Genomic DNA, 13,538 nt, shown 5'->3' with positions numbered 1-13,538 from the left:
CTCCCCGGGAGGTGGGTGCTCCCCGCGCGGCGGTCGAGCCCGGGTCGGGTTGTGGCGGCGCGGGTACGGTGGGTCCATGGCGCAGTTCGTGGACTGGGATCTGGCCGCCGCGACCGCGGGGGCGCTGGGCAAATCGGGCCCGCGCGTGTCGTACGCGGAGGCCACCGAGGTGGTCGGCGATCTGCGGCGGTTGACCGACGAGGCGGCCGGGCACGTCGTCGACTACACCGGGCTGCGGTCGCAGGTGTCGCACCCGCCGGTGCGGGTGGTCGACCGTCGCGACTGGGCGGCCACCAACATCGCCGGGCTGCGCGAGGTCATCGGCCCGCTGGTCAGCCGGCTCACGAAGGACAAGCAGCCCGGCGCGCTGACCGAGGCGGTCGGCTCGCGCATCACGGGTGTGCAGGCCGGGACAGTGCTGGCATACCTGTCCGGCCGCGTCCTCGGCCAGTACGAGGTGTTCTCCGCCGACCCGGGGCAGTTGCTCCTGGTCGCGCCGAACATCGTCGAGGTCGAGCGGAAGCTCGGGGCCGACCAGCGCGACTTCCGGCTCTGGGTCTGCCTGCACGAGGTCACGCACCGGACGCAGTTCACCGCCGTGCCGTGGATGCGGGCGTACTTCCTCAGCGAGGTGCAGGCGTTCGTCGACGCCTCCTCGGCCGGCGGCGACCACCTGCTGGAGCGGCTGCGCCGGGGCGTCGCCACCCTCTCCGACGCGGTGAAGGATCCGGAGAGCCGCACCAGCGTGCTGGACCTCGTCCAGACCCCGGCTCAGAAGGCCGTGCTGGACCGGCTGACCGCGCTGATGACGCTGCTGGAGGGACACGCCGAGTTCGTGATGGACGGCGTCGGCCCGCAGGTGATCCCGAGCGTGGAGCGCATCCGGGCGGCGTTCAACCGCCGCCGGGAGGCCGGCAACCCGCTGGAGAAGGCGATCCGCCGGCTGCTCGGCGTCGACGTCAAGATGCGCCAGTACGCCGAGGGCCGCAAGTTCGTGCACGGTGTGGTCGACCGGGTCGGCATGGAGGGCTTCAACCGGGTCTTCGCCTCGCCGCTCACCCTGCCCCGGCTGGAGGAGTTGGGTGACCCGGACGCCTGGGTGGGCCGGGTGCACGGGTCGGCGGGCCCCCTGCCGGCCGCCGGCTGACCGTCCGCCCGTGGCCGCGCTCGCACCGCCGGTCGCCGCGATCCGGGTCGCCGTCCGCCGGGCGCTGACCGGCCTGCCCGGCTCCGGGCCGGTGCTGGTGGCCTGCTCGGGGGGTGCCGACTCGCTGGCGCTCGCCGCCGCCACCGCCTTCGTGGCGCCGCGGCTGGGCCGTGCCGCCGGGCTGGTGACGGTCGACCACGGCCTCCAAGCGGGTTCGGCGGAGCGAGCGGCGGCGGTGGTGGCCTGGGGCCGGGAGGCCGGCCTCGACCCGGTCGAGTCGGTCCGGGTCGAGGTGGCCGGGCGACCCGGTGGTCCGGAGTCCGCCGCCCGGGATGCCCGCTACCAGGCGCTGGCCGAGGTCGCCGGCCGGCACCGCGCGGCGGCGCTGCTCACCGGGCACACCCGGGACGACCAGGCGGAGACGGTCCTGCTCGCGCTGGCCCGTGGAGCCGGCCCACGCGGGCTGGCCGGGATGCCGGCCCGCCGGAGGCTGGACGGCGTGCCGCTGCTGCGGCCGCTGCTGGACGTGAGCCGGGAGCAGACCCGTACGGCGTGCGCGGTGCTCGGGCTCAGTCCCTGGGAGGACCCGCACAACGCCGACCCGTCGTACGCCCGCGCCCGGGTCCGGGCCGACGTGCTGCCGGGGCTGGTCCGCGCGCTCGGGCCCGGGGTGCTGGACAACCTGGCCCGCACCGCCCGGCTGGTCGCCGCCGACAACGAGGCGCTCGACGACCTGGCAGCGGGCGCGCTGGACGCGGTACGGGAGCCAGGCGGCGCGCTGTCGGTACCCGGGCTCGCCGGTCTCGCGCCCGCCGTCCGGGGCCGGGTGCTGCATGCGTGGGCCCGGGAGCTGGGCGCGCCGCCGGCCGCGCTGTCGTACCGGCACGTGGCCGCGCTGGAGGCCCTGGTCACCGGCTGGCGTGGGCAGGGGGCGGCGCACCTGCCCGGGGGCATTCGCGTGTTCCGCCGCGCCGACCGCCTCACCGCCGTCGGGCCTCGCTGAACCCCGCACCGCCCGGCACGTCACCGGAGCAGCGACAGTTGCGGTTGCCCGTCGGTGGGCGGGCCTGTCGACCCTCTGCCGACGGCCACCACCCTGACCGTGGTGCGGCCGCCGTCCAAACGACATTGGCGGTGACCTCTTCGCGATCGTGTGGGACGGCGACCGGCTGCACGGGTTGAACGCCGCCGGCCGGTCCCCGGCGGCGCTGACCAGCGAGCTGGTCCTGACCGCGACCGGCGGTGGGGGCGCCGAGCCGGTGGCCGCGCTGGGTGGCGCGCAGGGACGCGGTCCGGCGATGCCGGCCCGGGGCTGGCTGCCGGTGACGGTGCCCGGCGCGCCGGCCGGCTGGCGGGATCTCCACGACCGGTTCGGGTCGCTGCCGTTCGCCGAGCTGTTCAGCGACGCGATCGGGTACGCCGAGCATGGCCACCCGGTGTCCGCCGGGGTGGCGGCGGCCTGGGAGCGGGCCCTCGCCGGGCACGCCGGCCTGGTGGGGGAGGAGTACGCCGAGTTCACGCGGGTGTTCGCGCCGAACGGTCGGGCGCCCCGGCCGGGCGAGCGGTGGCGCAACCCGGACGCCGCTTGGACGCTGCGGCGGATCGCCGCGAGCGGGGCGGAGGACTTCTACCGGGGTGCCGTCGCCGCCGCGCTGGACGCGTACGCCGCGCGCACCGGCGGCGTCCTCACCGGCGACGACCTGGCCCGGCACAGTTCGTCCTGGGTGGAGCCGGTGCACACCCGCTACCGGGGACACGAGGTCTGGGAGCTGCCGCCGCCCGGGCAGGGCCTCGCCGCCCTGCTCGCCCTGCACGTCCTGGACGGCCTGGAGCTCGCGGACGTGCCGCCGGTCGAGCGCGTGCACCGCCAGGTCGAGGCGGTCAAGCTCGGCTTCGCCGACGCGCACGCCCACGTCGCCGACCCGGACCGCGCGGCCGTGCCCACGGCGGCGTTGCTCGACCCGGGGTACGCGGCCGCCCGGCGGGCGCTCGTCACCGACCGGGCCGGGGAACCGGTGGCCGGCGACCCCGAGCGGGGCGGCACGGTCTACCTCTGCACCGCCGACGCGGACGGGATGATGGTGAGCCTCATCCAGTCCACCTACCTGGCCTTCGGGTCGCACGTGGTGCTGCCCGGGTACGGCTTCGCGCTCCAGAACCGTGGCCTCGGCTTCCGCCTCGACCCGGATCATCCCAACGTCGTCGCGCCGGCGAAGCGGCCGTTCCACACGATCATCCCGGGCTTCCTGACCCGCGACGGTGCCCCGGTCGGCCCGTTCGGGGTGATGGGCGGGCACATGCAGCCGCAGGCCACGTACAGCTCGTGTCGGCGACCCTCGACGGCGGGCTGGATCCGCAGGCGGCGCTGGACGCACCGCGCTGGTACTGGCACGCCAGGCGGAGCCTGCTCGTCGAGCCCGGCCTGGCGGCGGAGCCCGGCCTGGTCGCGGGGTTGCGCGCCCGGGGCCACGAGGTCGCCGTCCCGGCCGAGCCGTCGGTCTTCGGGTACGGGCAGGCGATCTGGCGATCCCGCGACGGCGGGTACGTCGCCGGCTCCGAGTCCCGGGTCGACGGCGGGCTGGTCGGCTTCTGACGCCGCGGCCCGGACCGACCGGAACGGAGGCCCGGCCGGGTCAGCCGGCCAGGGTGCGGTCCCGGAAGGTGGTGCGGTACGCCTGCGGGGTGGCCCCCACCCGGCGGGTGAAGTGGTGGCGCAGGGCCGCCGCGTCGGAGAAGCCAACGCGGTCGGCGACCTCCTCGACGGTGAGCCGGGTCTCCTCCAGCAGCCGCCGGGCCAGCAGCACCCGCTGGTTGGTGAGCCAGTCGTGCGGGGTGGTGCCGGTCTCCGCCCGGAACCGCCGGGCGAACGTCCGGGGCGCCATCTCGGCGCGGGACGCCAGGTCGTCCACGGTCAGCGGCCGGTCCAGGTGACCCATCAGCCACTCCAGCACCGGCTCCAGCGTGGGCGCCTCGGGAGCCTTGGGGATCGGGGCCTCGACGTACTGGGACTGCCCGCCGTCCCGGTGCGGGGGGACCACCATTCGCCGGGCCAGCCGGGTGGCGGTCGCCGACCCGTGCTCCTGACGCACAAGGTGCAGGCAGGCGTCGATGCCGGCGGCGGTGCCGGCGCTGGTGAGCAGCCGCCCGTCCTGCACATAGAGGGAGTTGCACTGCACCTTCGCGGTGGGGTGGCGGCGCTGCAGGTCGTCGACGTACTTCCAGTGGGTCGTGCACTCCCGGCCGTCGAGGATCCCCGCCTCGCCGAGCACGAAGGCGCCGGAGCAGACGCTCAGCACGTACGCGCCCCGGTCGGCGGCCCGGCGCAGCGCGGCGAGCACGGCCGGCGGAACCGGGGTGCCGTGCTTGTGCGCCGGCACGGCCACCAGGTCGGCCTCGTCGACCGCCGTCAGGTCGCCGTGCGGGGTGAGGTGGAAGCCCGACGAGGTGCGGACGGGCCGTCCGTCGGCGGTGCAGACGGAGAAGCGGTAGCCGGGGAAGCCGTCGGCGGTGCGGTCGGTGCCGAAGACCTCGGCGAGCACCCCGAGCTCGAACGGCGCGACGTTGTCGAGGGCGATGACGGCGACGGAGCGGAGCATGTGACGAGGGTAACCGCAGGGGTGGCAGAAAATCGAGGGACAGCGGCAATCCTGCCACTGTCCGGTCTGGTGGGTGCGGCGGAGACTGGTGTCAGTCCGGTGCGCACCGGCGGCGAAACCGACACGAACATCGCGAAAGTGAGCGCCGCCATGGAGTTTCTGCTGTTCCTTCTCTTCCTCGTCCTCCTCGCCTCCGCCTCGGCGGTCGGCCTCACCGCCGACAGCCGAGACTCGGCCGACTGGAAGTCGACCGACGGTGGCCGGCGGTGGCGGTCCCGTGCCTGCTGAGCCTTCTGGGGGCCTTCGCCGGAAAGATCCCGGGCGGGACCGTGCCCAAAAGGGGCGGCCCCGCCGACGGGGGCCATCCGGCGTACGGCAGGCTAGGAGCCATGGCTGACGGCTCCTGGTACGACGCCGACATCGACCACGTGATCATCTCCGAGGCGCAGATCCGCGAGAAGACCACGGAACTCGCCAAGCAGGTCTCGGCGGACTACGCCGACGTCGAGGACGGGCTGCTGCTCGTCTGCGTCCTCAAGGGCGCGGTGATGTTCATGGCCGACTTCGCCCGGGCGCTGGGCCGCCAGGGCCCGCCGGCCGAGCTGGAGTTCATGGCCGTCTCCTCGTACGGCCAGGGCACCACCTCCTCCGGCGTGGTGCGGATCCTCAAGGACCTGGACCGGGACATCGCCGGCCGGCACGTGGTCGTGGTGGAGGACATCGTCGACTCCGGGCTGACCCTCTCCTGGCTGCTGCGCTACCTGGAGTCCCGCTCGGCGGCGAGCGTCGAGGTGGTCGCGTTGTTCCGCAAGCCGGACGCGGTCAAGGTGCCGGTCCCGGTCAAGTACGTCGGCTTCGACATCCCGACCGAGTTCGTCGTCGGCTACGGCCTCGACTTCGGCGAGCGCTACCGTGAGCTGCCCTACGTCGGGGTGCTCAAGCCCGAGGTCTACGCCCGCTCCTGAACGGCGACGTCCCGGCCGACGTTCAGCGGACTCTCAGGCAGGCGGACTACGGTGGAGGCCGGTGGCGTGGAGGCAACCTCCACGCCCGACCCCTCGACCCGCGTGACCGGGCGGTCGGGTGGCCGGGTGCGGAGCTCCCGCCGCGCCGGCTGAAACCCCGGTTCGCCCTGCGCGTAAGTGCCCGGCTGGCAAGCTCATACCTCGCGCGCACGGTGTACGGTCGAATGACCGCGGCGCGATTCGGCGCCTCGGGGTCGATGCCGGCCCGCACGGCGGCTCGGCCGCCGCGCTGGCGGCGACACCATCAGACGGTCAGGACGTCGATCAGGAGGATGCGGGCGTCACGGCGCTCGACAACAGTATGGAACGTACGCGTTTCTTCCGCCGACCGGTGGTCTGGATCATCCTGGTCATCCTCGGCGCCGTTGTGCTCAGTCAGCTGTTCACCGCTGGTCCCAGTTACCACCGGGTGGACACTTCCGTTGCGCTCGATCACCTCAACACCGGCACGCCCAAGATCGAGAAGGTCGTCTTCCAGGACAAGGAGCAGACGATCCAGCTCGACCTGGCCGACAAGGTCAAGTTCGGTGACACCACCACCGACCGGATCGAGGCGCAGTTCCCGTACGAGGTCGGCGACGAGGTCTGGAACGAGGTCCTCGAGGCCAAGGCGAACAACCGGGTCACCGGCCCGGCCGACGTCAAGGTGTCGTCCGACAGCATCTGGGTGAGCCTGCTGGTCAACCTGCTCCCCATCGCCCTGCTGGTGCTCCTGCTGCTGTTCTTCATGTCGCAGATGCAGGGCGGCGGCTCCCGCGTGCTCAACTTCGGCAAGTCCAAGGCCAAGATGATCACCAAGGACACGCCGAAGACCACGTTCGCGGACGTGGCCGGCGCCGAGGAGGCCGTCGAGGAGCTGCACGAGATCAAGGACTTCCTGCAGAACCCGGCGAAGTACCAGGCGCTCGGTGCCAAGATCCCGAAGGGCGTGCTGCTCTTCGGCCCGCCCGGCACCGGCAAGACGCTGCTGGCCCGCGCGGTCGCCGGCGAGGCCGGGGTGCCGTTCTACTCGATCTCCGGTTCCGACTTCGTCGAGATGTTCGTGGGTGTCGGCGCCAGCCGCGTCCGCGACCTGTTCGAGCAGGCCAAGGCGAACGCCCCGGCGATCGTCTTCGTCGACGAGATCGACGCGGTCGGCCGACACCGTGGCGCCGGCATGGGCGGCGGCCACGACGAGCGCGAGCAGACCCTCAACCAGCTGCTCGTCGAGATGGACGGCTTCGACACCAAGGGCGGCGTGATCCTGATCGCCGCCACCAACCGGCCGGACATCCTCGACCCGGCCCTGCTGCGGCCGGGCCGCTTCGACCGGCAGATCCCGGTGGACGCGCCGGACATGGAGGGTCGCAAGGCCATCCTGCGGGTGCACGCCAAGGGCAAGCCGTTCACGCCGGACGTCGACCTCGACTCCGTGGCGCGCCGGACCCCGGGCTTCAGCGGGGCCGACCTGGCCAACGTGATCAACGAGGCCGCGCTGCTCACCGCCCGTAAGGATCAGCGGGCGATCACCAACGACTCCCTGGAGGAGTCGATCGACCGGGTGATCGCCGGCCCGCAGCGCCGCACGCGGGTGATGAGCGACCAGGAGAAGAAGATCACCGCGTACCACGAGGGTGGGCACGCGCTGGTCGCCTGGGCGCTGCCGCACGCCGCGCCGGTGCACAAGGTGACGATCCTGTCGCGGGGCCGGTCGCTGGGCCACACCCTGGTCCTGCCCACCGAGGACAAGTACACCCAGACCCGTGCCGAGATGGTCGACACCCTGGCGTACGCGCTGGGTGGCCGGGCCGCCGAGGAGCTCGTGTTCCACGAGCCGACCACCGGCGCCGGCAACGACATCGAGAAGGCCACCCAGCTGGCCCGCGCGATGATCACGCAGTACGGCATGAGCTCCAAGCTCGGTGCCATCAAGTACGGCACCAGCGGCGACGAGCCGTTCCTCGGCCGCAACATGGGCCACGAGCGGGACTACTCCGACGCGGTGGCCGCCGAGATCGACGCCGAGATGCGGGCGCTGATCGAGCTGGCGCACGACGAGGCCTGGGAGATCCTGGTGGAGTACCGGGACGTCCTGGACAACATCGTGCTCGAGCTGATGGAGAAGGAGACGCTCTCCACCGCCGACATGGCCCGCATCTGCGCCCGGGTGGCGAAGCGCCCGCCGATGGCCCCGTACAACGGCTTCGGCAAGCGCCAGCCCTCCACCGAGCCGCCGGTGCTGACCCCGGCCGAGAAGGAGGCGCTCAAGGCGCAGGCCCAGGCCGACGGTGCCTCCCGTCAGCAGTGGCCCCGCTGCCTCGAACAACTCGGACGGTACGCACTGAGCACCGACGACGCGGCGGCCAGCCCTCACCGGGGGCTGGCCGCCTCCGCGACCGAACCCGACGACGACGCCGTGGACTACGTCGCCGCCCGGCTGATCAGTGGCAAGCTCACCGGCCGTCCCGTCGAGGACACCATGGACCTCGGCCGGATCGAGAAGGCGGTCCGCGAGATCCTGATCGCGGTCGGGGAGGATCCCGACCGCGACGGGCTCCAGCAGACGCCGGCCCGGGTCGCCCGCGCGTACGCCGAGCTGTTCGCCGGTCTGCGCGTCGACCCCGCGCAGGTGCTCACCACCACGTTCGAGGCCAACCACGAGGAGCTTGTCCTCGTCCGGGACATCGACGTGATGAGCCTCTGCGAGCACCACCTGCTGCCGTTCCGTGGCAGCGCCCACATCGGCTACATCCCCGGCCCGGACGGCCGGATCACCGGTCTGTCGAAGTTGGCCCGGCTGGTCGAGGTCTTCGCCCGGCGCCCTCAGGTGCAGGAGCGGCTCACCTCGCAGATCGCCGACCTGCTCATGGAGCGGCTCGACCCGCGCGGCGTGATCGTCGTGCTCGAGTGCGAGCACATGTGCATGGCCATGCGCGGCATCCAGAAGTCGGGCGCCCAGACCATCACGTCCGCGGTACGCGGCACGCTCCAGCGGGACGCGAAGTCCCGCTCCGAAGCGATGGCCCTGATCAACTCCCGCTGACCTGAGCCGGCCCGCGACGGCTGGCCGTCGCCATGCCGCGGGGCGGCAGGCTCAGCCGGCCAGGAGCGCGAGCAGGAGTACGGCGCTGACCAGCACCGCCGGCACCAGACAGACCAGCGCACCCAGCCGCGCCGTACGGTCCGCCCGTCCACCGGCCGCGGACGGGAAGAACCGCCCGACTCCCAGCCAGCCGACCGCGAATGCCACCGCCGGCATCGGCAGCCCGCAGATCAGCGCGGCGGCGGTCACCGGGCCCGGACCGGCCACCACGAGCAGCACCACCTGGATCAGCGGCACCAGGAGGGCCAGCGGCGCGTACACGAGCAGGTTGCGGGCGGCGGCGGGCCAACCCGCCGCGCCGACCAGCCCACGCGCGGCCAGCGCGGCGTCCGCCGCGTCCGCGCGGCTGCCGGCCATCCGGAGCGCCGCCAGCACGGCAGCCGGTCCACTCGTCATCGACCGGGTCGCCTCGGTCAGCTCCGGCGGTGTCGGCACCAGCGAGATCGGCGGTACGCCGGCCTCCCGCAGCCGCGCCTCCTGCGCGGCCAGGCGCGTGCGTACCGTCGCCAACTCCTCCCGGGCCGCCTGGACCGTGCGGGCCTGCTCGCCCGCGGCGGTGGCGGCGTCCCGGCGGACCCCGTCCAGTTGACGGGTCGCCGCGACGTACTCCGTCCAGGCGGTGGCGACCGGGTCGCGTCCGGACCCGGTGGGCGCCGTGTCGGCCGACGTGGTGTCGGCGGCGGTCCGCTGGCGTCCGGGGCTGGTGCCGCGGGTGCGGGCGCGACTCATGCCGGCGCTCCGTCCTCGGCGAACGGGACCAGGACCGTGCCCTGCTCACCCGGGCCGTCCCAGAGCACCGCCCGGCCCGCCCGGGGACGCCACTCGACCGCGCGGCCGAACACCGTCGCCAGTTGCGCCCCGGGCACGTCCACCACCGCCACCGCGGCGACCTTGCTCACCTCGCCCTCCGGCTCCAGCAGGGCAGCGAACGACGGTACGGTCCGCCACCGGCCCAGCAGGTGCCGGCCGGCGGGCGGCCCCTCCCGCAGCAGCGCGCCCAACCGGTCCGGCGGGAGCTGCTCCGACGGACCGTCCAGGTCGAAGGCGACCACGTAGGCCGGCCCGGTCGTGTCGAGAGTGTCGAGCAGGCCGGCGCGGTCGACCGTCTCGACCGGGTGCCGTTCGGCAAGTTCGGCGGCGAGCGCCTCGGCGAGCGAACGGCCGTCCTCCGGGGTCACCACCACGAAGTGAGCGGCACCCGGCGGGTGATGGGCGGCGACGCTGCGGGCGGCGGTGACCAGCAGCCCGACCGACTCCGGGCCGTGCCCCAGCACGGCCAGGTTGCGCCCCGGCGAAGGCCCCAGCGGCACCGCGACCGTCGACCGGGTCACGTCCAGCGCCCGCCCCAGCAGCGCGGCCGGCCCCGGTGCCCCGCCGGCGAGCGCCGTCCGGTATCGGGGATCGTTGCGCAGCAACGGGCGCGCGTACCCGGCGAACACCACCGGCGGCGCGGCCCGCTCGGCGCGGGCGTCCCACAGCCGGTGCCGCAACTCCTCCACCACGTCGGGGTGGTCCTGCGGGTCGGGGAAGCGGACCATCCGCTCGTGCCCGCGGATGGCACCCCGGGGGCCGCCGAGCCCGCCGGCGGTGTTCACGACCGCACCGCCCACCGGCAGCCCGGCGGCCGAGTCGTTGGTCGGTTCCAGCACCGCGCCGCCGCCGGGCAGCGCCACCCGCACCGGGAACTGCCCGAGCACCGAGTCCCGGTCCGTCCGGCTGCCCAGACCCAGATCGCCCTCACCGGCCAGGACCAGGTGCACCCCGTACGACCGGCCGGCGCGGGCCACGGCGTCGAGCCGGGCGGCGGCCTCGGTGGCGATCCGGTCCCGCCCGGCGAGGAGCAGCGGGAGATTGTCGACCACGCACACGATCCGGGGCAGCTCCCGGTGCTGCCGCAGCTCCGCGAACCGCTGCCCGCCGGCCCGGGCGCCGGCGTCCTCCCGGCGGCGCACCTCGGTCGCCAGGAGATCGAGCAGGTCCAGCACGTACTCGCGGTCGGCGGCCATCGCGGCGGCGCGTACCTGGGGAATCCACGAGCGGTCCCGCTCCGTCTGGAGGAACTCCACGAAGGACTCACCGGCGCCGAGGTCGGCGAGGTAGACGACCAGTTCGTCGGGGCCGTACCGGGCGGTCAGGCCGAGCAGGGCGGTGGTGAGGAAGGTCGACCGGCCGGCGCCGGAGCGCCCGCTGACCAGCCAGTGCGGGGTCAGTTCGGTGAAGCCCAGGGACACCGGCCGGCCACCGGCGTCGCCGACCGTCGTCGACAGGCCACCGGCCGAACTCGCCGTCCACAATGCCTCGTCCCGGTCCGGTAGCAGGTCGGCCAGCGCCAACCGCGTGCCGGCCTCCACCTGGTCGGCCAGCCGGCGGCACACCGCCCCGACGAGGTCGGACGGCGGGTCCGGCTCGATGAAGACCGGCGAGTTGAGGCCTCCCGACGGATCGCCGTCCATGCCCGGGGCGTCGGTGTCGGGGGTGCCGACCGGTGCGGCCGGATCGGGGGGCGCCACGGCCTGGGCGGGGGCGCGCGGACCGGCGAACGACGTGCCCGGTGGGTCACCGAGCAGGGCGTACGCGGTGCGGATCGCGAGGGGCGTGGCGCGGGGCACCGGCGGCCGGCCGGCCGGCCAGCCCGCCACCAGCAGGTGCAGACCGCTGGAACGGCCCTGCTCGGCGAGCGTCTCGATCCGCGCCAGGTCGGTGGGGCCGGTCGGCTCGGGCAGCGCGGCGATCACCAGCAGGAGAACACGGTCGTGCCGGCGACGGCCACTCGTGCCGGGCACCACCCACTGCTCCGCCTCGGACAGCACCGCGCGCAGGCCGGCGACGTCCGTCGCCGGGGGCGGCAGGATCCCGGCGTCCGCCAGCGCCGCGAACGGCGTCAGCACCGTACCCGTCCCGTCCACCGCGCGGACCAGCAGCGACCCGGCGGGCGTGGCCGCCAGCAGACGCAGCAGTACGGCCCGGAGCAGCCCCGCCACCCGGGGATCGCGGGCGTCGGCGTCGATCGCGAAGTTCCCCGTGCCGATCAACGGAACCAGGGCGGGGAACCGGGCGTCGTCGAGCGGGGCCGCCGTACCGACCCGGACGAACGACGGTGGGCCCTCCCCGGCCGGAGTGGACGGTGCGAGGGTGTCCAGCGCCGCGCCCGCCCAGCCCGGCGCCAGCAGGGCAGCGGCCGTACGCAGGCGCTCGGCCAGCTCGTACTGGCGGCCGTGGTCGGCGGGAACGGGACGGATGCCGTCGAGGACGTCCACGGCGGCGATCGCGGTGGCGGCGGCCCGACGGTGCAGGGCGGCGGCCCGGCTCGCCCGTGTCCTCGCACCGGCCACCGTGTCCACCCCCTCTGCGCGAGGTCGGCAACCCCTCCCCGCGCAGAGACGGTAACCCAGGATGACCCTCTCCCGGCGGACGCGCGGCGGCAGTGCGCCGGTGTTGTTGTGGATGTCACCGGAGGGGAGGGGTCCGTCACGATCCGCGAAATCTGGGGCATTGGGTCTCCCGGCGGCAGCCGCTAGCCTCAGGGGGTGGAATCAGTGCAGCCCCCCGCCGGTTCCCAGGTCTCCCGCGTACCGGCGCAGCGGCCCCCCTCGGACCAGCTGGCGCCCCCGCCTTCCGCGCCGGCCCCGGTCCCGCAGCGCCGCCGGATCCGCACGATCGTCACCGTCGCCGTGGCCGTGCTGGTGGCACTTCTGCTGGGCGGGCTGGCCGCCGGCTACGTGCTGTACGACCGCGCCACCGCCCCGGACCGCAGCGCACCCGACGTGGTGGTAAGCGGCTACCTCCATGCGTTTCTTGTGGACCGCAACGACGCACGGGCCGCTGGATTCACTTGCCGCGAAGGTGCTTCCCTAGCTGACCTGAAAGCCCTGCGAGGCGACCTTGTTTCGCGGGAGGAGCGTTTCGCCACCGACATCTCGGTCAGCTGGGGGAGCCTCATGGTCCAGCGCGAGGGTGATGAAGCCATTGTTGAGGTAGAACTGATTATTTCCGCCTATGTAGACGGAATCGCACAGACTGATCGACAGCCGTGGCGATTCACCACCCGCCTGACCGATGACTGGCGAGTCTGCGCTGGATCCAGGGCCGGCTGATCATTCGACCCACAGCAGGTGAACCGGCACCTCCAGCGTCGTGGGTGACTGGCCGCGCCAGGCCCATCGGTACCACTCGACTTCCCGGGTGATCCGCACGCAGATGTCCCCCTCGGCGCCCGAGTAGGTCTCGGTTACCGCCCGCAGGTCCCGGTGCTCGACCGAGTCGGCCACGTGCACGACCCGCCGGCCGGCGACGGCGTCCGCCTCGAAGACCGGTGTCGGGGCGCGGTGCGCCGGCGCGTCCAGCGACACGAGGCGGTCGGTCTCCCGCCTGGCGGGTTCGCGGCGGGCACCGACGGTCTCCACCCAGACCCGGTCCACGGGCACGAGCGGCGCGAAGACCTCCACCTGGTCGGCCTCCGCCCGGTACCACTCGTGCTCGGGGATGACCGGCACGTAGGTGCGGCTGCCCTGCACCACGCGGTCGTCGGCCCGGAGGTCACCCCGCCAGCCCAGGCCGGGCAGCCCGACGAGCACCCGGCGCCCGCGCAGGTCCACCCGGGCGGTGGCGGGCACGATCTCGATCGGTCGGGGCGGCAGCGGCGCCCAGTCCGGCTGGCCCGCGAAGGGGTCGGGCAGCGGGTCGGTCAT

Annotated in this window: 10 protein-coding genes and 2 pseudogenes; 8 read left to right on the top strand and 4 right to left on the bottom strand. The window is 74.2% G+C overall.

The genetic code is table 11. The features are described from left to right. The first annotated feature begins 76 nt into the window (after positions 1-76). The 3 genes and pseudogenes from HCJ94_RS19395 (at position 77) to HCJ94_RS30345 (ending at position 3,740) form a co-directional block, all read left to right on the top strand. Complete coding sequence (locus HCJ94_RS19395) at positions 77-1,147, top strand: Rv3626c family coenzyme F420 biosynthesis-associated protein (protein ID WP_168002452.1); 1,071 nt, start codon at positions 77-79, stop codon at positions 1,145-1,147. 10 nt (positions 1,148-1,157) lie between these two features. Next, a complete protein-coding gene (tilS, locus tag HCJ94_RS19390; protein ID WP_168002451.1) occupies positions 1,158-2,150 on the top strand; it encodes a tRNA lysidine(34) synthetase TilS in 993 nt (330 codons plus the stop codon). A 148-nt stretch (positions 2,151-2,298) separates the two neighbouring features. Beyond that, positions 2,299-3,740: pseudogene (locus tag HCJ94_RS30345) on the top strand (gamma-glutamyltransferase family protein). 40 nt (positions 3,741-3,780) lie between these two features. On the opposite strand, the gene HCJ94_RS19380 reads toward HCJ94_RS30345, so the two are convergent. After that, complete coding sequence (locus HCJ94_RS19380; RefSeq protein WP_168002449.1) at positions 3,781-4,743, bottom strand: GlxA family transcriptional regulator; 963 nt, start codon at positions 4,741-4,743, stop codon at positions 3,781-3,783. Positions 4,744-4,893: 150 nt separating this feature from the next. Here HCJ94_RS19380 and HCJ94_RS29670 point away from each other — a divergent pair, with 150 nt between their 5' ends. The 4 genes and pseudogenes from HCJ94_RS29670 to folE all read left to right on the top strand — a co-directional run bounded on the left by HCJ94_RS29670 (position 4,894) and on the right by folE (position 8,790). Then, positions 4,894-5,031, top strand: coding sequence for a hypothetical protein (locus HCJ94_RS29670; protein ID WP_205801553.1), 138 nt, complete (start codon positions 4,894-4,896; stop codon positions 5,029-5,031). A 101-nt stretch (positions 5,032-5,132) separates the two neighbouring features. Then, a complete protein-coding gene (gene hpt / locus HCJ94_RS19370; RefSeq protein WP_168002448.1) occupies positions 5,133-5,708 on the top strand; it encodes a hypoxanthine phosphoribosyltransferase in 576 nt (191 codons plus the stop codon). Positions 5,709-6,069: 361 nt separating this feature from the next. After that, positions 6,070-8,092: pseudogene (gene ftsH / locus HCJ94_RS19365) on the top strand (ATP-dependent zinc metalloprotease FtsH). Between the two features lie 35 nt (positions 8,093-8,127). Further along, a complete protein-coding gene (gene folE / locus HCJ94_RS19360; protein WP_168002514.1) occupies positions 8,128-8,790 on the top strand; it encodes a GTP cyclohydrolase I FolE in 663 nt (220 codons plus the stop codon). A gap of 51 nt (positions 8,791-8,841) precedes the next feature. Here the strand turns inward: folE and HCJ94_RS19355 are convergent, their stop codons facing one another. Together HCJ94_RS19355 and HCJ94_RS19350 are read right to left on the bottom strand one after the other, a co-directional pair. Beyond that, positions 8,842-9,579 (bottom strand): hypothetical protein, encoded by a 738-nt coding sequence (locus tag HCJ94_RS19355; RefSeq protein ID WP_168002447.1) that lies wholly within the window; start codon positions 9,577-9,579, stop codon positions 8,842-8,844. Further along, positions 9,576-12,191, bottom strand: coding sequence for an FtsK/SpoIIIE domain-containing protein (locus HCJ94_RS19350; protein ID WP_168002446.1), 2,616 nt, complete (start codon positions 12,189-12,191; stop codon positions 9,576-9,578). The genes HCJ94_RS19355 and HCJ94_RS19350 overlap by 4 nt, the downstream gene beginning before the upstream one ends. Before the next feature lie 195 nt (positions 12,192-12,386). On the opposite strand from HCJ94_RS19350, the gene HCJ94_RS19345 reads away from it, so the two are divergent. Next, positions 12,387-12,944, top strand: a complete 558-nt coding sequence (locus HCJ94_RS19345) for a hypothetical protein (RefSeq protein ID WP_168002513.1) — start codon at positions 12,387-12,389, stop codon at positions 12,942-12,944. Here the strand turns inward: HCJ94_RS19345 and HCJ94_RS19340 are convergent, their stop codons facing one another. Next, on the bottom strand, positions 12,945-13,538 hold the full coding sequence (locus HCJ94_RS19340) for a hypothetical protein (protein ID WP_168002445.1): 594 nt from the start codon (positions 13,536-13,538) through the stop codon (positions 12,945-12,947).

This window comes from Micromonospora thermarum, from assembly GCF_012034245.1.
Lineage (GTDB): Bacteria > Actinomycetota > Actinomycetes > Mycobacteriales > Micromonosporaceae > Micromonospora > Micromonospora thermarum.
The sequence above is the reverse complement of the archived record's forward strand: the minus strand, read 5'-3'. Positions and strand labels throughout refer to the sequence as shown.